Origin of the sequence: Xylocopilactobacillus apicola (assembly GCF_033095985.1) — a bacterium.
Taxonomy (GTDB): Bacteria; Bacillota; Bacilli; order Lactobacillales; family Lactobacillaceae; genus Xylocopilactobacillus; species Xylocopilactobacillus apicola.
The window spans coordinates 2,264,533-2,289,322 of the sequence record NZ_AP026802.1; the positions used below are offsets into that span (position 1 = coordinate 2,264,533).

11 protein-coding genes are annotated in these 24,790 nt (G+C 39.0%); 3 read left to right on the forward strand and 8 right to left on the reverse strand.

Annotated features, from left to right (window positions below):
- Positions 1-53 precede the first annotated feature (53 nt).
- Genes istB through istA form a run of 4 tightly spaced genes read right to left on the reverse strand, consistent with a single transcriptional unit; the run spans position 54 to position 2,035 of the window.
- On the reverse strand, positions 54-626 hold the full coding sequence (gene istB / locus R8495_RS10945) for an IS21-like element helper ATPase IstB (protein ID WP_317636636.1): 573 nt from the start codon (positions 624-626) through the stop codon (positions 54-56).
- Complete coding sequence (locus R8495_RS10950; RefSeq protein WP_317635491.1) at positions 627-791, reverse strand: hypothetical protein; 165 nt, start codon at positions 789-791, stop codon at positions 627-629.
- A 3-nt stretch (positions 792-794) separates the two neighbouring features.
- Entirely contained in the window at positions 795-1,052 is a 258-nt protein-coding gene (locus R8495_RS10955) for a Mu transposase domain-containing protein (protein ID WP_425613246.1), read from the reverse strand.
- On the reverse strand, positions 992-2,035 hold the full coding sequence (gene istA / locus R8495_RS10960; protein ID WP_317635493.1) for an IS21 family transposase: 1,044 nt from the start codon (positions 2,033-2,035) through the stop codon (positions 992-994). Before istA ends, R8495_RS10955 begins: the two co-directional genes overlap by 61 nt.
- Before the next feature lie 20 nt (positions 2,036-2,055).
- Between istA and R8495_RS10965 the strand changes: the two genes are divergently transcribed.
- The 3 genes from R8495_RS10965 (at position 2,056) to R8495_RS10975 (ending at position 4,139) form a co-directional block, all read left to right on the forward strand.
- Positions 2,056-2,388, forward strand: coding sequence for a hypothetical protein (locus tag R8495_RS10965; RefSeq protein WP_317635494.1), 333 nt, complete (start codon positions 2,056-2,058; stop codon positions 2,386-2,388).
- Between the two features lie 207 nt (positions 2,389-2,595).
- Positions 2,596-3,360 (forward strand): Mu transposase domain-containing protein, encoded by a 765-nt coding sequence (locus R8495_RS10970; protein WP_317635495.1) that lies wholly within the window; start codon positions 2,596-2,598, stop codon positions 3,358-3,360.
- Positions 3,360-4,139, forward strand: a complete 780-nt coding sequence (locus R8495_RS10975; protein WP_317635496.1) for an ATP-binding protein — start codon at positions 3,360-3,362, stop codon at positions 4,137-4,139. Before R8495_RS10970 ends, R8495_RS10975 begins: the two co-directional genes overlap by 1 nt.
- A gap of 992 nt (positions 4,140-5,131) precedes the next feature.
- Here R8495_RS10975 and R8495_RS10980 read toward each other — a convergent pair.
- From R8495_RS10980 to R8495_RS10995, 4 genes are all read right to left on the reverse strand, one after another.
- Positions 5,132-14,281: a MucBP domain-containing protein gene (locus tag R8495_RS10980; RefSeq protein ID WP_317635497.1), complete on the reverse strand. Its 9,150-nt coding sequence runs from the start codon at positions 14,279-14,281 to the stop codon at positions 5,132-5,134.
- Between the two features lie 384 nt (positions 14,282-14,665).
- Complete coding sequence (locus R8495_RS10985; protein ID WP_317635498.1) at positions 14,666-18,451, reverse strand: immunoglobulin-like domain-containing protein; 3,786 nt, start codon at positions 18,449-18,451, stop codon at positions 14,666-14,668.
- Between the two features lie 126 nt (positions 18,452-18,577).
- Positions 18,578-21,559, reverse strand: a complete 2,982-nt coding sequence (locus tag R8495_RS10990; RefSeq protein WP_317635499.1) for an immunoglobulin-like domain-containing protein — start codon at positions 21,557-21,559, stop codon at positions 18,578-18,580.
- A gap of 15 nt (positions 21,560-21,574) precedes the next feature.
- Positions 21,575-24,706 (reverse strand): immunoglobulin-like domain-containing protein, encoded by a 3,132-nt coding sequence (locus tag R8495_RS10995; RefSeq protein WP_317635500.1) that lies wholly within the window; start codon positions 24,704-24,706, stop codon positions 21,575-21,577.
- Positions 24,707-24,790: the final 84 nt, after the last annotated feature.

Here is a 24,790-nt window from a genome sequence, read left to right on the forward strand (position 1 = left end):
GTCTGATTATTTATCGCTGGCTTGCTTTCTTCATTCGCGCTTTTTACTTCTTCTTAATTTTTACTGCTTGAAATGACGTGCCCTCTCATTCGGTAAGATTGTCCGGTGATCTTAATCACTCTTGAACGGTGGATTAACCGATCTAATATCGGATTAGCTAACTTCTTATCACTGAAGACCGTGCCCCACTGGGATAAAGCAATATTGGTAGTAATGATATTGGTCTTTCTTTCATACCTCTTTTCAATTAATTGGAAAAATAACTCGGCGCCTATTCGACTGATTGGTAAATAACCAATCTCATCAATGATCAAGACTGAATAGCCGAAGAATTTCTGTAAAAGTTCCTTCTCCCGGTTTTGATCATAAGCTGCCTCTAACTGGCGGATTAATTCACCGCACTGGATAAAACGAGTTCGTTCTCCCTGGCGGCAGCATTCTATCCCCAGAGCGGTTGCTAAATGAGTCTTGCAAACCCCTGAATTCCCAACGAATAGTACATTCTGCTGTTCAGCCAGGAATCTTAAAGAATTCAGATCTTCAATTTCTGCCTGATTAATACTTGGCTGAAAACTAAAATCAAAATCCAATAGATCTTTTTGATAAGGAAAGCGGGCTTGTTTAATTCATCTTTCAATCCGCTGCTGATCTTGATAACTCAGTTCATATAAGGCATCCACTAAGGAAATTTGACGCTTCTTTTGATCATCGAACACTCCTGGAAGACAAGCAGCAAAGCATTTTAAATTAAGAAGTTTTAAGTTGTTTTCTAATTCTTGGTAACGGCTCATTGTTTACCCCAACTCATCAAACTGCTGCATATTTTTATCAACGAAGGCATCAATGATTTCATCATCTCGATCATGGTAAAGATCACTTTCAACAATTTCTCTCATGTCTTCCCGCTGATAGTTAAATCTTTTTTTACTTAAAACGTGCGTTCGAACTAAACTGCCGTTATGACAAAGGTAAAGATTATTGTCGTCGTGTTTTAGCTGCACAGTTCCGCCAATATATTTTGTAGGTAATGAGTATTTGCAATTATTAAACACAACAATCGATTCTTTACTGACTTTTCTTTCAATAATGGTTTCAGTATAAGATTCGAGAAGTTCTGGATCATAATCATGAGATACTCTTTTTCTTTACGCCAGAGTTCAATTGGGGGCTTACCTGTGGCTTGTGATTTCTCATAGTTGATCTTTTGACTAAACCGTCTGACCACTGAAGCAAAATCTTCAGCATCGATTACTTCGTTGCTGTAAACTTTTAAGCGGTCAACCAATCCCGCTAAGGATTTAATTTTGCCTTTTGTCTGCGGCCTGCCGACCCGACAAAGAAAAGGAATAAAACCAGCGTCATGGGCATGAGCGATGAACGTTTCGTTAAACACCCGTTTGGTAAAAGTTGAGCGGGCACGATCAATCACCACCTTTTGGTTATCAAACCAAATCTTTTCTGGAATCCCCCCCGTTGATGTAAAGGCATGATTTAAACAATTGAGAAATGTTCTTTGATCCCGTTTATAAGTAAACTCCACATATTTAAATCGAGAATGAGCCAGAATATAGAGGAAAATGTTACCAGTAATTTTGGTTCCATCTTGAGTAATGATGGTAATCCCTTCTTTCCAGTCAACTTGAGCCGAATCTCCTGGACCAACCTCAACTCTAACCGTTGCCTTTTTTAGCTTTTTCTTTTTAAGGGTCCGGCAGTAGTCAGAAACAAGAGTCTTTCCTCCCTGATAACCAAGTTCATCCTTAATAAAGTAGAAGATAGACATTGCGGTATTTCCATCATTGTATTTAGCTTGAATTACTTTCTTGTAGGGATCCAGCTTACTAGAGTGTTTTTTTCGAGGTTTAACTAATTCTGTTTTTCCATTTCGATAATTTTTCTCCTTTTGAAAATATTTCTTAACTGTTCGGGGGTCGGCATTAAGTTTTCTTCCGATCTCCGAGAAATTTGGTTTTAATTTACTGCTGTGATTCATAACTTGGAACTGGATCATCCAATCCGAGACATCTAAACGCATTTTATTTTCTCCTTAAGGTTATGCGTGTAGTTTATCCAATTAATGTCGTTTTTCTGACAATTTTTTTGGATTTTAATGACATTTTAAACCCGGAATTTACAAACAATGTCCTTCCTTACTCATATCGGACTTTTTGTCGTGACTATACGGCTTATGCCAAAAGATATAAAGCAACTTTGAGAATTCGTCACAAACCTGCTGAAACTATGGAGGTAGATTGGCCTGGGTTAGCCTTACATCTGATTGATCAAGAAAACGGTGTGATCCTTGATGCACACTTATTCGTTGCAACTCTTCCATGTAGTGGTTATGCCTACTGTGAAGCTTTTCTATCCCGCAATGAAGAGGCTTGAATCACAGCGCATATTCATGCCTATGAATTCTTTGGCGGTGTTACCGACTATCTAATTCCGGATAATTTAAAGACGGGGGTTACTAAACATAGTCGAGATGAAGTAATCCTAAACAATAATTATCGCGATTTTGGCCGTCACTATAATACAATTATTGATCCCACCCGAGTCAGAAAACCGAAAGACAAATCAACTGTTGAAGGAACCGTGAGGAATCTTTCAACCTGGGTAATCGCTGCTTTAAGAAATGAAACGTTCTTTAGTCTTGAAGAATTAAATGAAGCTGTCCAATTAAAACTAAAAGAGTTTAATGAACAGCCATTTACTAAGAGCTATAAAAAAGGGAGCCGCAAAGAGGCATTTCTTGCCGAAGAACAATCAATGCTTCATTCATTACCACCTGATCCATACAAAATGGTTAATTGGAAAACTGCCACCGTTCAACCAGATTACCATATTAATGTGGATAACCGTTTTTATAGCGTCCCTCATCAGTATATATCCACTACCGTTCAGGTCAAGTTAACGACTAATTTAATTGAAGTCTTCGTTCATGATAATCGGATCGCAGCACATAAGCGTCTTTATGGGAAGTTTGGTCAGGTATCAACAAACCGCAATCATATGCCAACCAATCATCAATTATACGTTGATCATACACCCAAATCAGCAATGAAATGGGCACAAGGGATCGGAGTTAATACTCTGAAGGTAATGCGCTATTTTCTAAAAGACAACTCTAGTGATCGAAGAGGCTTAAAAACGGCATTTAGTTTCAAAAGCCTTACTCACAAGTATGCAGCAGTAGAAATTGAAGCTGCTTGTGAAACCGTAACGAAGATTGCCACAGCACCAACTTTGACAATTATCAAACAAATTTTAAAAAATCAACAGCAACCAAAAACAAAATCAAAAAATGAAGAAGATCATGGCTTCTCTCGCGGAGCTGGATATTACGGAGGAAACAAATAATGATCAACGAAGAAACTAAACGTAAATTAAGAGAAATACGCCTAACTTCAATGGTAAATGATTTAGAGATCCAGGATCGAAACGGCAGCTTTAGGACCATGAACTTTGAAGATGGTTTTGAAATCATTGTCGATAATGCGTATGCTACTTGGCAAAACAATCGATTAGATCGGCTGATCCATCAAGCAAATTTTATGACTAATGATCCTTGTATCGCAGATGTTGATTATTCACCTGAACGGAAAATCAATCAAAATTTAATTGCCAAATTAGCGAGCGGGACGTACCTTAAAGACAAACATGACGTCATCATTATGGGAGCAGCAGGATCAGGCAAAACCTGGTTATCAACAGCTCTAGGGATGGAAGCCTGTAAACAATTTAAACGAGTGAAGTATCTTAGACTGCCAGAAATTCTAGATGAGTTGGCAGTGGCAAAACATGAATCAAATGGTGATTTCAGAAAGATTATCGAAAGATACAAGAAAGTAGACCTTCTAATTATTGATGATTGGTTAATTGACAATGTAACAAACGAAAACGCGCATAGTATCCTGGAATTAGTAGATTTTAGAACGCAGAGAGGATCAACAATATATTGCAGTCAATATGATCCTAAAGGGTGGTATACAAAATTTGAAAATCCCCAGATTGCCGAAGCAATCCTGGATCGAATAGTAAATAATGCTTATCCAATCCAGATCCAGGGTGAAAAATCAATGAGAGAACTTTACGGACTATCCAATGAGTTAAGGGAAGAAGCCGAAAACTGGAATTAAAACCAGCACCAAGTAAAAAAGGGTAATACTAATGGAAATTAAAAATTCCTAGTGTTACTCTTTTTTTAAAGGTATTTCCTGTTTATAACTGCAGTGGCCTATTTCGTGGCAGAGAGTGGCCTAAAACTTGGCACGAGGTGGCTTGCCCTTTGGCTATATTCACAAGGTGAGATTTCAATGAGAGAACGCTATGGATTGCAGCAAAATCAAATAAATACAAGTGATTTAGAATAGTTAAAAAATAAAGAGGACAGTCACTAGAAATAGTGGGTCCTCTTTTTGGTCAAAAAACTTCGCATTGTGTGGTCAATTTCTTCGCCGAGTGGGGTAAAATACTTAGCAATCGTTGGTCAATTGGACTGCCGTCTTCACTTTATGAAGGATAATGGGCAAGCAGGTCTTAAAAAAGAAAATTTTCTCTTTAAAAAAGGGGGTCATCAATGACAATTTTTGAGAATTGTCATTGATGACCCCCTTTAATTTCCTCCTAATAAATTGTGATGCATCTAGTATACGAATTTGAGAAACCTCATACAAAAATGTACAAAATGAGAATTTTCTTTTTCTCGTTTTTGTACATTTTACCGTTGCTGATTACATCTTTCGAAATAATATTTTCAAAAATAAAAACCTCCATATATATAATTGCATGCGATTTCACGCATACAACTAGAGTATACAGGAAGTTTTAAAGTAGTGGACTATTTCGTGGCAGAGAGTGGCCTATTTTGATGGCATTCTTCAGAAGTTCAAGCTAAATGCCGGTATTAAAGTAATTCAAATAAAATTCTAAACCGAAAAGAAAGGCTCACAATTCTGATTTTAAGAATAACAGAATCGCGAGCCTTTTAATATACGTCGGTTATTTGGTACATACGTTAACAGAACCAACACAAAAAGCTCCCAATTCAGTCTCTCGACTGTCTTGGAAGCTTCTTTCTTTGGTACTTATGTTATGAACTCTTGTATTTAGCTTGTGCTAAAACCCAGTTCTAACGAATCTTTGCGTAATACAGGATTATTTCTTTGCCGTCAGTACCCATAGTTCCTTTCAGCTTACTTTCCTGACCCGGTATCAATGTATAGCCTCTCGGTGCTTTATGTGCACTGTCATTAATATCAAAGTCATAATCTGAACCCTCCTCTATAGAAGTTTGGAAGTCTTTTAATCCTCTAACACCTCTTGTTGAAGGAAGTTGTTCCTTATGTATAACTTTCAAAATATGTGTTGCCTTTGATTGAGGGCTCAAATACACATTTATATCTTGAGATTGAGTTGTATATGTTGGATTTTCTGGCTGTTTCAGATTCATACTTGATAACTCACTATTAGATGTATAGGAGTAGCCCGTATGAGCATTAATAAAGTCCGAAACATAATTACTTGCAGCATCTAATTTTAATACATCTCCCGTCCTATAAGAGGCTTTAGGATTAGAATTTGAATCAGGATTCTCTTTTGGAGTTACAGTTCCGAGTTCTTTCAACGTTTTAGCATCTAAAAAGTGAACTGTAATATTACTTTGTGCTTCACCAATAACATAAACTGTCTGAACTCCACTTGTAACACCATACACTAATTCTGGTTGCGTCAAACTACTTCCCAAATCATCTAACTCAGCTTTACTTGCTACATGATATCCTGCTGGAACATGTCCTTTGACCTCGTCACTATCTACCTTTAAGTTGTCGCCGGTTACATGTCCTGATGGGATATATGGCATACCTACTTTCTTCGTAGGATCGGAAGCATTTACAAATTGGATTGAAATGTTATCTATTGAATCGGCTGTATAGTAATAAGTAACTTCATGTCCGCCATCAGCTGTTAGTTCCCATGTATCAGGTTGTTGATTTGGTACTATCGTATAGCCTGCAGGTGCCTTTTGTTCTGGATCATCTGGACTAACTGTTACGTTATCTCCGATTATGCCACCTTTATAACTATTTCCAGTTCCAACTTCCCCCATGCCTGGTACAGGAGTAGCAGTGCCTTTAAGATAATGGTGAATCGTTACTCTGCTTGATGCATGACTTGTGCCATCAACTACATCTCCTGCTACATATACAGTTTGTGTCTGTGGAGTTGTTGAGAACTCTAGGTTTTTATCTGGCTGAGAATTACCATTCAGTTCACCATTTTCTGCATAGTGATAACCCGTTTGTTTCAGCGTGTTATCAATATAACTTCCAGCAGTTTTGCTTGTAAGATCTAAAGTATCGCCAGTCTTACCCTTTGGAGAATCAGTCTTAACAGTTTTACCATTCTTCGCGTTTACAAAGTTAATTGTAACGTTACTTTGTTCTTTAGCTGTGTAATAGAAGGTAATATCACCTGTACTGTCAGGCTTAAACTTATAAGCTGTCTCTTTAGATTCAGAAGATAAAGTATACCCTGCTATTGGTGCTGTTGGTTGAACTTTGATAGTTTCTCCAACACGTCCATTCATTGTGATATCAGGCATTCCTGGAACGTTTGTTTCAGTATTATTCGGTCCTTTAATCTTATGATGAACAGTTAGTGCATTACTTGCAGTAGTTTCTTTACCAACAACATAAACAATTGGATTTTCAGTTGGTGCTTGTGGTCCATACGTTGGATTTACGGGTCTTGTTAATCCCTTATCCTTCAATTCAGGATCAGTTGCCAATTGATATCCATTTGGCACTGCACTCTTGATCTCTGGATCATTACTTAGATCTAATTCATCCCCTGTGAAGTGGTTCTGAGGAGTGCTATGACCAACGATATCTTTGCCAGCACCATTGATGTTAACAAAGTCTACTGTGATGTTTGTTTGCGTATTTGCCGTGTAGTAGAAAGCAATTTCGCCCGGCTTGCTGTTATCAGTCTTAGGTTTGAACGTATAGTTAATGGTATTTTCGCCATTAGCTATGCTATAGCCTGGTACAGCTTGGGTTGGTTGGACTGGGAGAATCTGTCCAACTCGTCCGCCCTTCTTGATATCATCCATCCCCGGTACTTTAACCGGCTTACCGTCTTTATCTTTCTTATCCTTAATGTAATGGTGGATGATTAAGGAGTTACTGTCATTCTCGCCAATGTCATCACCAATAACCCAAACTGCGGGATCTTGTTTCTGATCTGTATATGATGGATTCTTTGGCTGTTCAACCTTATTACCATTCTTATCCTTCAACTCATCTTCTTTAGCGACATGATATCCCGGTGGTAAATGTCCTGCCACATCTTTATCTACGATATCAATCGTATCTCCAGTATGATGACCGGTTGGAGTGTAAGTAGGAGTTACTTCGTCACCTGTTGTTACGTCAGTAAAGTGAATGTGAATGTTGTCATTCTGGTCTGCCGTGTAGTAGAAGGTGATCTCTCCTGGCTTACTGTTGTCATCCTTTGGCTTGAAGGTATAGTCAACAGCTTGCGAAGTTGGATCTAGAGTATAACCTGCTGCTGCTTTTGTTGGTTTAACATTAATAGTCTGACCAACTCGTCCACCTTGTTTGATATCTGGCATCGTTGGTACTGGAACATCTTTACCATCTTTATCCTTCATCATGTGATGGATGATTAATGCATTGGCATCATCTTTGCCAATTGTATCTCCAATAACCCAGATTGCGGGATCTTGTTTCTGATCTGTATATGATGGATTCTTTGGCTGTTCAACCTTATTACCATTCTTATCCTTCAACTCATCTTCTTTAGCTACATGATATCCCGGTGGTAAATGTCCTGCCACATCTTTATCTACGATATCTATCGTATCTCCCGTGTGATGACCAGTTGGCGTATATGTAGGTTCTACTGGATCACCTGTTGTTACATCAGTAAAGTGAATGTGAATGTTGTCATTCTGGTCTGCCGTGTAGTAGAAGGTGATCTCTCCTGGCTTACTGTTGTCATCCTTTGGCTTGAAGGTATAGTCAACAGCTTGCGAAGTTGGATCTAGAGTATAACCTGCTGCTGCTTTTGTTGGTTTAACATTAATAGTCTGACCAACTCGTCCACCTTGTTTGATATCTGGCATCGTTGGTACTGGAACATCTTTACCATCTTTATCCTTCATCATGTGATGGATGATTAATGCATTGGCATCATCTTTGCCAATTGTATCTCCAATAACCCAGATTGCGGGATCTTGTTTCTGATCTGTATATGATGGATTCTTTGGCTGTTCAACCTTATTACCATTCTTATCCTTCAACTCATCTTCTTTAGCTACATGATATCCCGGTGGTAAATGTCCTGCCACATCTTTATCTACGATATCTATCGTATCTCCCGTGTGATGACCAGTTGGCGTATATGTAGGTTCTACTGGATCACCTGTTGTTACATCAGTAAAGTGAATGTGAATGTTGTCATTCTGGTCTGGTGTGTAATAGAAGTTGATCTCTCCTGGCTTACTGTTGTCATCCTTTGGCTTGAAGGTATAGTCAACAGCTTGCGAAGTTGGATCTAGAGTATAACCTGCTGCTGCTTTTGTTGGTTTAACATTAATAGTCTGACCAACTCGTCCACCTTGTTTGATATCTGGCATCGTTGGTACTGGTACATCTTTACCATCTTTATCCTTCATCATGTGATGGATGATTAATGCATTGGCATCATCTTTGCCAATTGTATCTCCAATAACCCAGATTGCGGGATCTTGTTTCTGATCTGTATATGATGGATTCTTTGGCTGTTCAACCTTATTACCATTCTTATCCTTCAACTCATCTTCTTTAGCTACATGATATCCCGGTGGTAAATGTCCTGCCACATCTTTATCTACAATATCAATCGTATCTCCAGTATGATGACCGGTTGGAGTGTAAGTAGGAGTTACTTCGTCACCTGTTGTTACGTCAGTAAAGTGAATGTGAATGTTGTCATTCTGGTCTGCCGTGTAGTAGAAGGTGATCTCTCCTGGCTTACTGTTGTCATCCTTTGGCTTGAAGGTATAGTCAACAGCTTGCGAAGTTGGATCTAGAGTATAACCTGCTGCTGCTTTTGTTGGTTTAACATTAATAGTCTGACCAACTCGTCCACCTTGTTTGATATCTGGCATCGTTGGTACTGGTACATCTTTACCATCTTTATCCTTCATCATGTGATGGATGATTAATGCATTGGCATCATCTTTGCCAATTGTATCTCCAATAACCCAAACTGCGGGATCTTGTTTCTGATCTGTATATGATGGATTCTTTGGCTGTTCAACCTTATTACCATTCTTATCCTTCAACTCATCTTCTTTAGCTACATGATATCCCGGTGGTAAATGTCCTGCCACATCTTTATCTACGATATCTATCGTATCTCCCGTGTGATGACCAGTTGGCGTATATGTAGGTTCTACTGGATCACCTGTTGTTACATCAGTAAAGTGAATGTGAATGTTGTCATTCTGGTCTGGTGTGTAATAGAAGGTGATCTCTCCTGGCTTACTGTTGTCATCCTTTGGCTTGAAGGTATAGTCAACAGCTTGCGAAGTTGGATCTAAAGTATAACCTGCTGCTGCTTTTGTTGGTTTAACATTAATAGTCTGACCAACTCGTCCACCTTGTTTGATATCTGGCATCGTTGGTACTGGTACATCTTTACCATCTTTATCCTTCATCATGTGATGGATGATTAATGCATTGGCATCATCTTTGCCAATTGTATCTCCAATAACCCAAATTGCGGGATCTTGTTTCTGATCTGTATATGATGGATTCTTTGGCTGTTCAACCTTATTACCATTCTTATCCTTCAACTCATCTTCTTTAGCGACATGATATCCCGGTGGTAAATGTCCTGCCACATCTTTATCTACGATATCAATCGTATCTCCAGTATGATGACCGGTTGGAGTGTAAGTAGGAGTTACTTCGTCACCTGTTGTTACGTCAGTAAAGTGAATGTGAATGTTGTCATTCTGGTCTGCCGTGTAGTAGAAGGTGATCTCTCCTGGCTTACTGTTGTCATCCTTTGGCTTGAAGGTATAGTCAACAGCTTGCGAAGTTGGATCTAGAGTATAACCTGCTGCTGCTTTTGTTGGTTTAACATTAATAGTCTGACCAACTCGTCCACCTTGTTTGATATCTGGCATCGTTGGTACTGGAACATCTTTACCATCTTTATCCTTCATCATGTGATGGATGATTAATGCATTGGCATCATCTTTGCCAATTGTATCTCCAATAACCCAAACTGCGGGATCTTGTTTCTGATCTGTATATGATGGATTCTTTGGCTGTTCAACCTTATTACCATTCTTATCCTTCAACTCATCTTCTTTAGCGACATGATAGCCCGGTGGCAAATGTCCTGCCACGTCTTTATCTACGATATCAATCGTATCTCCAGTGTGATGTCCTGTTGGTGTATATACAGGGGTTACCTCTTTACCTGTAGTGACATCAGTAAAGTGAATATGAATGTTGTCATACTGATTTGCCGTGTAGTAGAAGGTGATCTCGCCTGGCTTCTTTGGATCAAAAGTATACGACGTTTCCTGTGAAGCTGGGTCTAAAGTATAACCAGGTGCTGCTGCTGTTGGCTGAACCTTAATAGTTTGACCTACTCGTCCGCCCTTCTTGATGTCCTTCATGCCAGGAACTGGAACTGGTTTACCATCTTTATCTGTCTTGCCTTTAATATAGTGATGAACAGTTAAAGCATTGGTGTCGTTCTCACCAATTGGATCGCCAATAACCCAGATTGATGGATACTGATCTTGGGCTGTATACGAAGGATTTGCGGGCTGTTCAACCTTCTTGCCATCTTTATCCTTCAACTCATCATCTTTAGCTACATGATAACCATCTGGGATATGGCCCGCCAAATCTGACTTAGGATTATCCTTCGGTGAACTAAAGTCTAATTCATCACCAGTGTGATGTCCTGTTGGTGTATAAGTCGGTTTTACTTCATTACCTGTTGAGACATCAGTAAAGCTAATGTGGATGTTGTCATACTGATTTGCGGTATATTCGAAAGTGACCTCTTGATGCACTTGAGCGGCTTCTAGTTTCAAGGAAACATCTGGATGTGCAACAATTGTATAGCCTGCTGGTGCTGCCTGTTCTGGATCCCCTGCCTTAATGACTACAGTGCTTCCTACAAATCCACCTTTAAACGTATCACTCATGCCTGGAACATTAGTCTTTGTCCCTTTCAGATAATGATGAACTACGATCGAATTCTTACTGTCTGACGATGGTTTAACCTCGTCACCGGCAAGGAATACAGTTACCTCTTGGGCAGTTGGTTTATATTCCATACCGGTTGTCTGAATGTTGCCGTTTAATTCATCAGGTGTTGTTGCATAGTGATAACCTGCTGGAATCTTACCCTTAACATAAGATCCATTTGCACTAAGATCTAAAGTATCACCTGTCTTACCTTCTGGATTATCGGTAGCTAGTGTTTCCTTGGTCCGAGCGTTAACGAATTTAACCGTTATATTAGTGAGAGTATTAGCAGTATAGTAGTAAGTAATATCCTTGCCTAAGTTCGGTTGTAATACCCAAGTATAACTGCTTTGGTTAGGAACGATCGTGTAGCCTGCTGGTGCTGCATGTTCTGGATCCTTCGGATTGATAGTTATCGTGTCACCAAAATTACCACCCTTAATCGTATCTGTCATTCCCGGAACATCACGCTCTGGTTGACCTGGGGCAGCTTGAAGTTTATGATGAACGACTACTTGACTCTTAGGATTGCTGTTTGGATTGACCGGTGCACCTTGGTAAACCAAGTTAATGTGCTGATCTGAATCACCAAAAGTAAGCTTGTTGCTTGGCAACGGCGTTGGTGTGCCACTGTCAGTAGACTCTGCTCTCACAAAAGTATAATAACCAGTATTCCCTCCAACTGGCAGACTTTGACTAGGACTCAAAGTGAAGTCTGAGCCATATAATCCACCGTGATCACCACTAGTCATCGCTCCACTAATGCCGGTCAAGAATTTCGGATCAATTGCGTTACCCTTCTGATCAACATACTTCAATGTAATGTGTTTGGCATCAATTACCTTGACTGTGCTCTCACGATCTAGAGTCTGGTTGTTGTTACCGTACGCGAACTTATATGTGACTTTATAAATGCCAGCCGTCTTTGTGATATCAGTATCCAGCACATCAGGACCACCAATAACGTTCTTAGTAACGTGCGTTAACTCACTCGCAAGCATGGTCTTGTTGCCGTTCTTACGTCCGGAAACAAAGTTGTCATCTGCGTTGAAAGTTTCGCCAACGTAGTAAGTACGATCTCTAACACTGTAATCAAAACCAACATTCGGATCAGTAACAGCATACACTACGAAATTAGCTGTGCTGGTTGTTGAACCACCTTTATTGGCATTACCATATGTATAAGTATAAGTAACAGTATACTTCCCTGGATTAGCAGTAACCGTTGCCAGATTAGAAACCACTTGTCCACTGGCATTCTTAACTACTGCACTTTGAACCTTCTCTTGTTTCAGCTGAGTTGCATCAACATCTAAACCACCATCGAAACAGTCAAATTTATCAAATTTATCACCAACGAAATAACTCATGTCCTTGGTCTTAATTTGAGCCTGAGCTGTTAACTTCAATGATTGGTTCTCAGAAGCACTACCGTTTGGATCAGTAGCATAAACTACAACCTGGTGTTCGTTACCGACATCCATTGACCCTGCAGGAATTGTAAATTTGAAATCATGAGTAGCAGAATCAGTGAATTGTGGTCCTTCAAACTCTACACGGGTTCCACTATCAATGGTGTAGTAATATCTAATCTTACCGCCACCATTATTTGGATAATTGATCTTACCATTAACCGTGTAATCACCACCGGTATAGTTGTCAGTCATCTTATCCAAAGTAACTTTCGGCAATACTGCTGTATCTGATGAAAGACTGACCTGGTAACCAAAATGGCGTGTGCCATCATTCTTCAGATCTTTACCTTCCCAAATCATGTTGAGGGCTGAATCCCCGTAGCTAGCTGGCCAAGCAACAGTTCCCTTCTTTGGTGCTGTTGCAGAGGAAGCGGTCTTCTGACCAAGATCGGTTGGCTTTGTAAATCGTGTTTTGGTTTGCTGACCATTAAACCCGAAGTTTGAACCATCTGCAGCCCAGCCGGTTGGCGCACTTGGACCAGAGAAATCAACTTTTAGCTTATATCCACCATATTGCAAATACAAACCTTGGTTCTCGCCAGTGTAGTAGAATGGTACGGCATCAGGTCCACTACCATCTCCTCCAACACTATATCCACCACCTAACATGGTGTCATACATTGAACCGAACCAGAAATTCTTTAAATCTGGGTTCGGATTGTTAGGTTGAGCAACACTTGTAATATTACGAACATCAACGCTGTAATCGACAACACTACCCATTGGCATTAAAGTCATCGTAACATCAAGCGTGTAGGTGTAAGGTGTGCCAAATTTGAAATCACCAGTCGCCTTTAAAGTGATCGTCTTGTTTAGCTGATCAGTACCACTAGCCATGTTTTCAGTATTTGAGCTCGTTACCGACCAGAGACGCCAGTTGGTCCCGGTATCCATTGTCGACATATCATTATTAATACCCGCAATAAATGGATAGGAATTATACTGGGCACCTCTTTGCCAGAGCCACCCTTTCTTACCACCATTTCCTTGCAAAATATTGAAATCAGGTACTAAATAGTTTGGTGCCTGATTGCGAACGTTGGTTCCCCAAACATAAGAATAAGACGAGGAAATTTGTCCATTTGCTAAAGCAGCTAGCGGTGCATCACCAGGTCCTTGATATCCATTAAAGTAACTGAGCTTTAAATTACCGGTATGATCACTTCCGGCCTGCAAATAACCATCTAAAGCTTTAGAGTTAGACGCTGTTAATTGGTTAATATAATGTTGTTGGAATGTCTCAGATATTCTTCCTTGAATTCCATCGCGCATCAAATTACCCAAAGGAGAACTTGATTGACTATTATTCTGTAAGCCAGTTTCAAGCTTTGGTTGCTCTTGAACAACTGGCGCACTAGCATTGCCGCTAGCAACAGCTTTGGTTGAAGTTGAAGCTAAACCTAAACTGATCCCAAATCCAAAGGTGGTAATCCCCGCTACGAGCCAGAGCTTACCAGCCTTATACATCTTGTAATGAACTTTCTCGTCCATTAAAATATGTTTCTTTCTATTAAGTTTCACATGAATTCCTCCTAAAATGGTCTCTAATAATTATTACTAACAGAATCATATTAACACAAAATTCTGGATATAAGTAGTCCCATTCTAATTTGCACTAAAGTTTAATTTCTCAGGAACAGTTATATAGTGAATATATTCATCAGGATTTCAAATAGTTCATGATCTTGGATTGGTTTATAAAACTTGGATCTTTAAACACTTCTTTGGTCGAAATCACAAAACATGCGCAATATATCTAATTCAGTTCTTGTTTGAAGTTATGCAGGTTATTAAAGCATTTAGGAATATATACAATTGAAATTAACTTATTGAACGACGAGACTCTCTAACAAAAAATTGGATACAAAAAAAGCCTCACATTGTGAGGCTTTCATCGTTTAAAGATTATTTAAAGCTAACGTATCTACCGTCAACCCATTGGTTTCCACCAAGGTTGTAGTAAGTAACACCAGCAACTGTTTGTTTCTTGAATACCTTCCAAGCAGTTCCGTCAGGTAATCTCTTAGCTGCGCCAGCTTCTTGAACAAGTTCAGCTGAACCTGCACCAGTGTAGACAGCAATTCCGTAACCAGGAACATAAGTTACAGTTGCAGTTCCAGTAGCGTCAACAGCTGTGTCAGGAGCCTGACCAGCTTTAACGTATTCAGCTTTAACATAGCTACCGTCACTTAACTTGTACCAAGTTTCGCCATCACTGTAAACAGCTTTGTTTGTAACTTGTACAGAAGTACCGTGAAGAAGTTGCTTGCCAGTCCATTCAGCTCTTGGAGCACTGTATGCACGAACATTGTAGCCTGGAACATAATCAATGTAAGCAGGGCTCATGTTGAATGCAGTTTCAGTTGGTGCTTCTACACCAGAACCAACAGTGATTACACGAGTTAATTTAGAAACTTTGCCAGCTTTGTTAGTAACTACATAGTTTAATGTGTAAGTACCTTCAACGTTAGTGTTGATCTGACCGTTAATCTTAACATCAAGTGAATCATCGCCTTGGCCTTTCCAAGCTGCAGCGCCTGGACGAGCGAAGAATTGGATACCCTTGTAAGGATCAAATTGTGCACCCTTAGCAATTGTTACATTCTGTCCACCAGAAGTGAATGCAATAACTGGTGAGCCAGCAACTACGCCACTACCGTCAGTAATTTCGATTGGGAGTGTATAAGTAGCAGGAGCGCCATTAGCAAAGATCTGATCAGCATCATGTCTTGAAAGTTTAGCTTCTGGATTTGAGATGTTTGAGCCATCTTCAGAAGCAGTTGCAGTATCAGGAGAAACCTTATCGCTACCGAAAACATCAGTAGTTAAAGCGCCACCCTTGAATAAGTGACCTTGTGCATCAGTGATTGCAACTTTCTTGTTAGTGTTACCAGCATCAACGTTCTTGTTGATTGATTGTAATGGTTTGTAAGTAACAGTGATTTCGTACTTACCTGGCTTAGTAACATCAACTTTACTTGTGTCGATTGTCAAGTCTTCTGCTGGGATAGCACCATTAGCGATGTATGCAGTAGCAGCATCACCTTTAATGCCTGCACCAGAGTAAGCGTTGAAGTAACCATTAGTCTTGCTGTCTGTTTCAGTGTTAGGGTTAGATAACTTAGCAGTCATGTATTTCTGAATGTTATCAGTAACTCTAGCTTTAAGTTGATCAGCAGTATAGTAGTTAGCTGTGAATGAGGCAGGTGCAAAGTATGCATCTGATTTGCTAGGAGCAGCACTTGATGCTGATGAACCAGTACCAGATACAATAACTCCACCAGATGGGTAGTATGGATTGTCATTAGCAGCAGCACTTGTTTCTAATGAACCATAGTTGAACCAGTTATTGATTGTTGCACCATTGCCGTAGTATGAAGCTCCACTTGTGTATGTATCAAATGATACTTGTGGAAGATACTTGCTAGGAACATCAACTTTAGTAGTCCGACCAGCATTAGCAACGATCTTGTCTAAGTTAGTTGCTGGTACAGTATAATTTGGTTTACTATCTGGATCTTTTTGAGTGACAAATCTACTATCAGGAATACCCATTATCAACTGATTAATTGATTCTCCTAAAGTAGACTGAAAAGCCGTATGAGCATCTGGTTTTGAATTATTACGTCCATAGTTATCAAAAATACCATCAGATGTACGAGAAGAATTAGGATTAAAATAAAAGGTTTTAGTGTGATCGATTACCAAGTTAGCAATCGCATCTGAACCAACACCTGTTTTAGCTGTACCACCAGTAACAGGAATATCATATTTAGTTAAATCAACGTATATGTTTTTAAAGTCTGTAACATTTTTAACTTTAGTACCGTCCAAATAAGGCGCTGCGGCTTTATACATTACATCAATCAATCCAGCAGCTTTAACTTGAGCACCAGTTCCAATACTATACATGTATTCATCAACTGCATCATTAACTGCTTTTGCAGCATTAACACGACTTTGAGCTGCTGTAGTTTCTTTACCGACTGTTGTAGTTGAAGTTACTTTACCTGCAGCGTTGATGTAGTAGATGTCTACTGCATCGTTATAGCTACCAAATTTAGAATAGTAAAGGTTAGGGTCTGTTGAGTAGTTATCTGTTGCTAAGCCTGAGCCCTTCATAGAAGTGCCAAAAGGATCGTTTGCAGCTAAAGCATCAGTTCCTACAATACCGCCAGTTAAGCTAGCCAAAGCAGTCAAGTCAATATTGTTCTTGCTGTCTGTGTAGTCTGCTAAGTTTGTGCCAGCAGGTACAACGACAAATCTCTTGCTATCCATTGGTAAACCAGTTGCGTTATCAATACCATTAATACCAAATGATGGGCTGTAGAAGTCACCTGGTAAACGAGTGATGTTGCCTAAGCCGCTTGTATCAACAGTATACTTAGCATTGTGTGACAACCAGATTGTAGGTGTCTTGTATTCGTTTTGGCCTGAATCTTTGAAGATCATCTGGATGCTGATACGGTCAGCATTCTTGATTTCGTCTTTAGTGATGAATTCGTTCTTCAATGGATCCTTGCCGTTAACGATCATTCTAGCTTTGTAGATGCCAGTAGTTGTCAAGTCCTTCAATGGGAAGCTAGCATCTTTAGGGTTCATCATTGATTTAAGAATGACATTCCAAACTTTACTTCCTTCATTTGCAGGAGCAGCAGTAACATATCCGTTACCAACTTTGAACTTACCAGCAATATCATTAAATGGGTTACCTGACTTATCTACACCTCTGTTTTTAGCAGGAACCAAGTTGATAAGTTCTTTCTCAGTATAAGTTTGAAGGTTAACTAAGTTATCTCCAACAAAACTAATGCTTGGATCATTTTCGTCAACAACAGTTGTATCTGTTCCACCGTTAGGAACAACTGTTACATATCCACTTTCTCCAGCATCATCCGAGTCAAGCGGTGTAAATGTTGCTTGCTTTCCATTTATCTTATTTGCTACACCTGCAATATTAGATGTAAACACATTATACGGAGCAACAGCTGGTTTTGAAGTGGTAGTAACAAACCACCAAAGGGGCAGATTAGCAATCTGTTGTTTTAATTGGGCTGCCAAAACTTCCTTAGTATAATCACCAACGGTCTTTGTCTGATCCTTATCTCCCCAAAAATAGGTACTTGATAAAGGAGTTTCTCCGTGATCCTTATCTACCTTAGTATCATTATCAAATTGAGCAGCCCAACTAGAAAAGGTAACTTGATTATACTTGTTAACAGTCCCGTACTGATCTTTAACTAAATTCCCAATATATGCAACAGATACCCCATTAGTCAATGAAGAACCATTAAAGCCTACCCCCAACATCCAAGAAGTATATACAGATGAAAGAGGTAATGAATCTGCAGGACCATTGTTCACAAAAGTATTATAAGCATTCGTAGCAAACTCTGATCTAGCACTTTCAGCTGTATCTTTTAATCTTTTAAGGTAAGCTTTATCTACAGCATTCGTTTCAGGTTTCGCAATATCTTTAACATTAATTGAAGTTAATTGATCCCAATCAGCGTCACTAACTGGAACAATTGAGTTGTCTGCTTTAAAAGCAGCGGTAATGTTGTCTTGAAGACCAGCAGCCTTAACAGTTTGCTGACCAGCAGCTGTCATTAAAGCTGGTGTTACAGCTGGTGCAGCAGCAAGTAAAGTTGCAGATGCTACACCAAAATATTTAACAAAAGTTTTTTTCAAAATCTTCCTCCTAATAATCGGATCTTTCTATATAGATTTCACATTTACATTATAGGATATTGCCGTAAACAATGCAAAACTATCCTAACAATGAAAAGGTTGTTACAATTTTTTAACAATCAGTGATTAGCCCTGGATTCCGTATTCAGATTTAATCCATTGATCTTTACCAACGTTATAGTATCCGTTCAATTCGCCAAATACTTGCCATTCAGTACCATCTTGTAAGAACTGTTCAGTTGGCTGAGTTGTATCAGCTCCTTTATAAACCCGAACGCCATAACCTGGTACATAGCTGATCTTGATTGAACCAGTCATTGGTTTCATATGATCAACTGGGTTAAGTGAAATATAGCTTCCGTCAACCCATTGGTTAGCGCCAACTTGATACCAAGTCTTGCCATCAATTGTTGTCTTATGATCAATCTTCCAAGCTGACATATCTGGTAATCTTTGACCAGTGAACTTGCCATTCGGTGCGTCCCAAACATTAATTCCGTAACCAGGAACGAAGTTTACATAACCAATGGCATTAAATTCAGTAACATCGGGCGTTGCTGGTTTAGATGGATCAGTTGGAGCAGTGTTACCAATAACTGTAATTGTACGAGTCATTGTTGTTGACTTGCCACTTGCAATATCAGTTGCAGTATAAGTTAATGTGTAGTTACCAGGAACAGTTGTATCAACGTTACCAGCAATTGTTACGTTAATTCCTGTCTTAGCAGGATCAATAACGTAATCAACACCGTCATCAGCAGTTCCGTTAGCGATCATTTGGTTGATTTCATCCATACTATGACCAACTTTGAATTTCATTGGGTCAAAGCTATCGCCAGTCTTAATTGTTTGATCAAGACCGCCCATGAAGTAGAATCCTGGTTCATTAGTTGAAGCAATCGTTACAGGAATTGTGATAGTTGAGCTTTCACTACCTAAACCAAATTTGCCATTCTTAGCATTAGTATAAGTAATCTTAACATCATAAGTACCTGCTTTAGAAAGATCTACAGCTGAAGCATCAACACTAAATGATGAACCGTCGCCAGCATTATTTGTGTTAGCATCAGGTCTTTGAGTGTAGAAGATTGCTCCATTAGGGAAGTCAACGTCAGCAGGTAAGTTGTTAGTATCGATTGGATTCTTTGAAGAAGTCTTAATATCTTCGTCAGAGATCAATACTTGCTTCTTAACAACTGCATCACCAAAAGCACCCTTGATGTAGCTTGCTAACTTATTCTGGGAAGTAGTCTTACTACTTGCATCGTAGAATCTTGAATCACCAACTGTGATATTCATTGTCTTGTTTTGTAATGCATTAGGTAAGTCAGTTTCTTTGACAGATTGTCCGTTATCGTAGAAGACCGGAACTGCACGATCTACAGTTGTTGGTGGGAACATTGCAAATGAAGGTAACGTTCCTAAGTTATATTGCTTGCCCCAGAAACTTGGGTTTGAATATACAACAACATTTACCGTTGCTTCTGTTTGGAAGTTCTTCATGAAGACTTTTCCATTGGTGAACTGGTAAGTTGGTGTACCATCAGGTTTTTGTGTAGTAGCTTTCGTCGGTAAGTATACATTACCTGTTACTGGAACCTTAATTGTATAAGATCCTGGACGTGCAACGAGAGCTTTATCAGAAACACCGGGCTTTCTAATATCTTTCAAAGCCAGTGCAGTTTTTCCATCAGTAACATTACTAAAAGTTGCGTTACCTAAAAGCTTCGTCCAATCAGTACTACTACTTGCATTTACATCATCGTAAGCTAAAAAGTTTTGATCTTGGACAAGAGTTGCACCATAATTTCCAACAGAAGGCGCACCATTATAACGCACGTTATTTAATTTGCTAACGATTGTGCTCAAATCTGTACCTTCAGGAACGACTACTGAGTCCATTGAGTATGAACTTAAATGTCCATCTTTTTTCAATTTATCAACTGCATTGAAAGTATCTAAATCAGACGAATTATTGGCATCATAAGCTTTGGGATCCACAGCTGACGTAAATTGTTTATAGGCTTCATCAGTTTTTTCGATTACTTGTTTCCATTCGTAGTTGTCATCAACATAGTTAGGGAGCCCCTCTGTTGAATCCAAAGGATTGACAATGTCAGAAGATATTTTAAATGGTTGGTTATGGATATAGCCACTATTACTTGCTTTTGCAATATCTCCTAAATTTGAACTATTAGCTAATTGTTTAGCTACAAACGGTATATGAATATTACTTTGCACTTCATTAGTCCATGTAGCACCAGTAGGTTTATTAGCATTAACTGCTTTATAATCAATTGACTCACCCGTCGCTCCATCAAGAAGAACCGTTGAATTTTGTAGACTGATAAATGCTGTAGCTGCATTTTTTGTTCCACTATCCAATAAACCTGATTCTGCAACTAAGCTAACTACAATCCGACCTTGTTTAAGTAAATCGACTGCCTGCAATTCTTTTCCATCTGACCCATTAATCAAAATTTTAAGTGTTGCTTTATTTGGGTCACCAAAAAATGAACTTCCTAAAATATCAGCTGCATTCTTTCCGCCAATTTTATCAGATATAAATTTGGCTGCTTTGTATACAGGTGTTTCTGTTTTTAATTGTACAGATTTTTCTTTTCTAGTTGATTCGTAGTAAAAATCACTTAAGTTATTTCTTTGGCTTCCGTCAGTATTAGTAAAAAGATATTTAGCAACATCAGACGCATGAATTTTGACTCCATCTGCAAAAATATCATCTGGAAGCTGTCCACCAACTCCATTTGACAATTTTGCTAACTGAATTAACCCTTCGACGGTATCAACATTGTACTGAACTTTTGGATCCATAACATAGCCAGGATCACTCAGGCCACTTGGCCACAATCCGCCAGTAATTCCTCTAAATGGCGTATCTGCATTATTGATTGAACGTTGAAACAACTGACTGTATTCATCTTGACCTGAAAGATCCATTCGAACACTAGTGCCAGTGTTTCCTGTGGCAGAAACTTTATTAGTCAATGTTGCATTTAAAGCATTTTGAACAGCTGGAGCTGCAGCGGGTGCAACAGCAAGCAATGTTGTTGATGCAACACCAAAATACTTAATTAAACTTTTTTTCAAATTTATTCCTCCTAATTATTTAACCACGTTGATATATTGCTTAGATACCCATTGGTTACCGCCAAGGTTGTAGTAACCATTCTCTTCACCGAAGACTTTCCATTGAGTACCATGTTGCAAATATTTACCGGTCCAGCCAGCGCCATCGCAGTTACCCCAAACTTTAACGCTGTAGCCTGGTACATAATTAATTTCACCAACAGCGTTAAGTGGTGTCATATGACTAACTGGAGTCATTGAAACATATTCAGCCTTAACCCATTGGTTCTTACCAACTTCGTACCAAACATCTTTACTGTCTTTGTTAGATACTGCTTGGTGGAATGTCTTCCAAGATGTACCATGTTGTAATCTCTGACCAGTGAAAGTGCCGTTTGGTGCGTTATAAACGTTAACCCCGTAACCTGGAACATAGTTGATGTATCCAACTGACTTGAAGTCACTTACATCGTAATCATTAGTAGCGTCATTATCAGAATTAGCCAATACAGTTACATTTCTAGTAAATGTAGCAATTGCACCACTTTCAACGTTAGTTGCTGTATAGGTCAAGATATAGTTGCCTGGAGTATTGGTATCAACACTACCAGTAACTGTTACATTCAAACCAGTACGAGTTGGATCGTTAACGTATGGAGCACCATCGTAAACTTTACCAGAATTAACTAATTCATTCATTGAATCCTGATCTTTAGTTACCTTGAAGACCATTGCATCAAAGTTGTCACCAGCATGAATTGTTTCTGTATTGCCATGTACAAAAAAGAATACTGGATCACTAGAAACACCTACTTGATAAGGGACAGTAATTGTTGAAGTTTCTGTTCCAATTCCATGTTCATTCTTGCTGTTGGTATAAGTAATTGTTAAAGTGCCGCTACCAGTCTTAGAAAGATCAACCTTAGAAGCATCAACACTAATGTTCTTGCCTCTGATATCACTTCTAACTGTGTATTTGTCAGCATGAGGATAATCTGTATCACCTGGCAAATTATCAAGATCAACACTCTTATTAGAAGTTGCTTTATCTTCATCAGAAATCAAGATTTCTTTGTTTACAACAGATTTACCAAACTGTTCTTCAACATAGCTTGCAAGTTTCTGGGCACTAAACACACCATTTGTTGTGAAACGACCATCATTAACTGAGAAGTTCAATGATTGTTTCAAAGTTCCTGGTAATTCAGTTTGATTTAAAGTAGCTCCATCATCATAAGTTGTGTTGTAAATTGCATTACTACTATTTGACTTGTTAAAGAACAAGAATGAAGGTTTCGTACCGATTGTATATTTAGGAGCATCATTATCGTAAACAATAACATTTACTTTAGCAGTAACTCGCTCTTTAGAATAACCATAACCTTCAATAAAGTAGTTCTTTGAATCACGAGGAGACGAATATAGTTTTATATCTTTCGTATCATCATCTGGATCAGTCACGCTATTCGTCATGCCCTTTTCTGGAATTTTGATATCGCCATATACTGGGACATCGATTGAAAAACTGCGACCAACTACTGCATTTTTTAGATCTTTAACTGGGGTTCCAGAGCCACCATTGAAATCAAAGAAATTGTTTTTTAAAATTCCCTTTTGTTCCAACAAACCATCCCAAGTAACACCAGGAACATGATTTGGACGAGCATTTACGTTATCAAAAGTCATGGCTGTAGGATTTGCTACTGGAACATTTTGTTTATATTGCTCACTATTTGGTGTTCCATTAAATTTAAGTTGGTTAAGATCGTTTACAATAGTTTCATACTTTGTACCTTTAGGAACAATGATGCTACCTGTTGCGTAAGCGCCAACGTTTTCATTTTTAACATCAACTTCTGGTTCAGTGAGACCAAGCTCTGCTGCTGCTGCAGAACCACCAATATATTTTTCTGACGAAGTATCTTTATCCGTCCAAGGTTCTGGATTAATACCCATATGCGATGCTCCAGCTCCATCGCTATAGTATCCACTAAAGAACTCCTTTTGTGGTACTACGGTAGGGTTATAATTTCCAGTCTGAAGTGCCGGAACAGCACCATAAGGAATATAAGATAAATTATTAGTTGATGAGGGACCCACCGATGCACCATCAAATTCAATTCCTGTACTCAAAGTTGGCAAAGCTCTGCCTAAATCTCCAGCATTGGATAAGATTGAACTACCTCTACTAAAGCCGCTATCTTTACTGCCAAATTCATCGGCAGTTGTATCAGCAGGTACTTCCTTTGCATTTACACCCTTGAATAACACGTTTGAGTTTCTTAATACGATATTTGCTTGAGCTGTCCGACCATAGTAATCTCCAGATCGAGCAACAAGAGTGATGGTAATTACACCTTCTTGAAGTAAAGTTGTCAAATCAGGAGTATCAGCACCATTCTTACCATCAATATATACTTGAAGCGTTGCTTTATTTGGGTTACCGAAGAACGACGAACCTAAGATACCTCTAACTGTACCGCCATCTAAATAGCTAGAAAGATACTTAACACCTGCACTTATTCTTAGACCAATATCAAAAAAACTAGTATCAGACGTACCATTAGGTACACGCATGGTTAGAGGCTCTGTTATATTGTTTGAAAGACCTTCCATTGCCGTTCTAGTAGTTCCATCAGTATTTGTAAACAGATAGTGCATAAAATCTTCTGAAGTAGCATGAACATTTGCTTCTGCTTCATCAACATCAACACCTGGAGCAGGATCTTTAGTTCTAAAAACTTCTGAAGGAACTTCACTTATGCCGTCAGTATACTTAGCTAACTGTTGAATACCTTCTAAAGTAGCATAACTAACCCCTTTTTCTCCAACAATACCCGTCTTTGGGGTTACTGTGTCATCTAACGTTACATCACTAGTAATCGTCTGCATTGCAGGGAGTTCAGCAAAGCGATCTCCCGACAAGCTCATCTTTACACCATTTTGGAATAATTTGTCATAATCGGAATATCCCGTCCGATCGAAAGCACCGAGTTCTTCAACTCCGGCCTTCACATCATTGCTTGTAGTTGAGAATACAGAGTTTGCCCCGTACCAACCAAGCACGTTTGTCACAGTTGGCGCAACGACTGGAGCTGCAGCGAGCAGTGTTGCGGAACTGATCCCAAAATACTTAATAGTATTTGTAATTCTTGAAGATTTCTTCAAAATTTCTTCCTCCTAAATATTTATCAGGAAATATTTCCTTAATAAACTGAACGACTCAAATATATTTAATTAAATGTATACTGA

Bases quoted from the DNA above. Each gene is read 5' to 3' on its own strand.
- R8495_RS10950 (WP_317635491.1), bottom strand. From the start codon at position 791: ATGAGCCGTTACCAAGAATTAGAAAACAACTTAAAACTTCTTAATTTA.
- istA (WP_317635493.1), bottom strand. From the start codon at position 2,035: ATGCGTTTAGATGTCTCGGATTGGATGATCCAGTTCCAAGTTATGAAT.
- R8495_RS10965 (WP_317635494.1), top strand. From the start codon at position 2,056: ATGCGTGTAGTTTATCCAATTAATGTCGTTTTTCTGACAATTTTTTTG.
- R8495_RS10975 (WP_317635496.1), top strand. From the start codon at position 3,360: ATGATCAACGAAGAAACTAAACGTAAATTAAGAGAAATACGCCTAACT.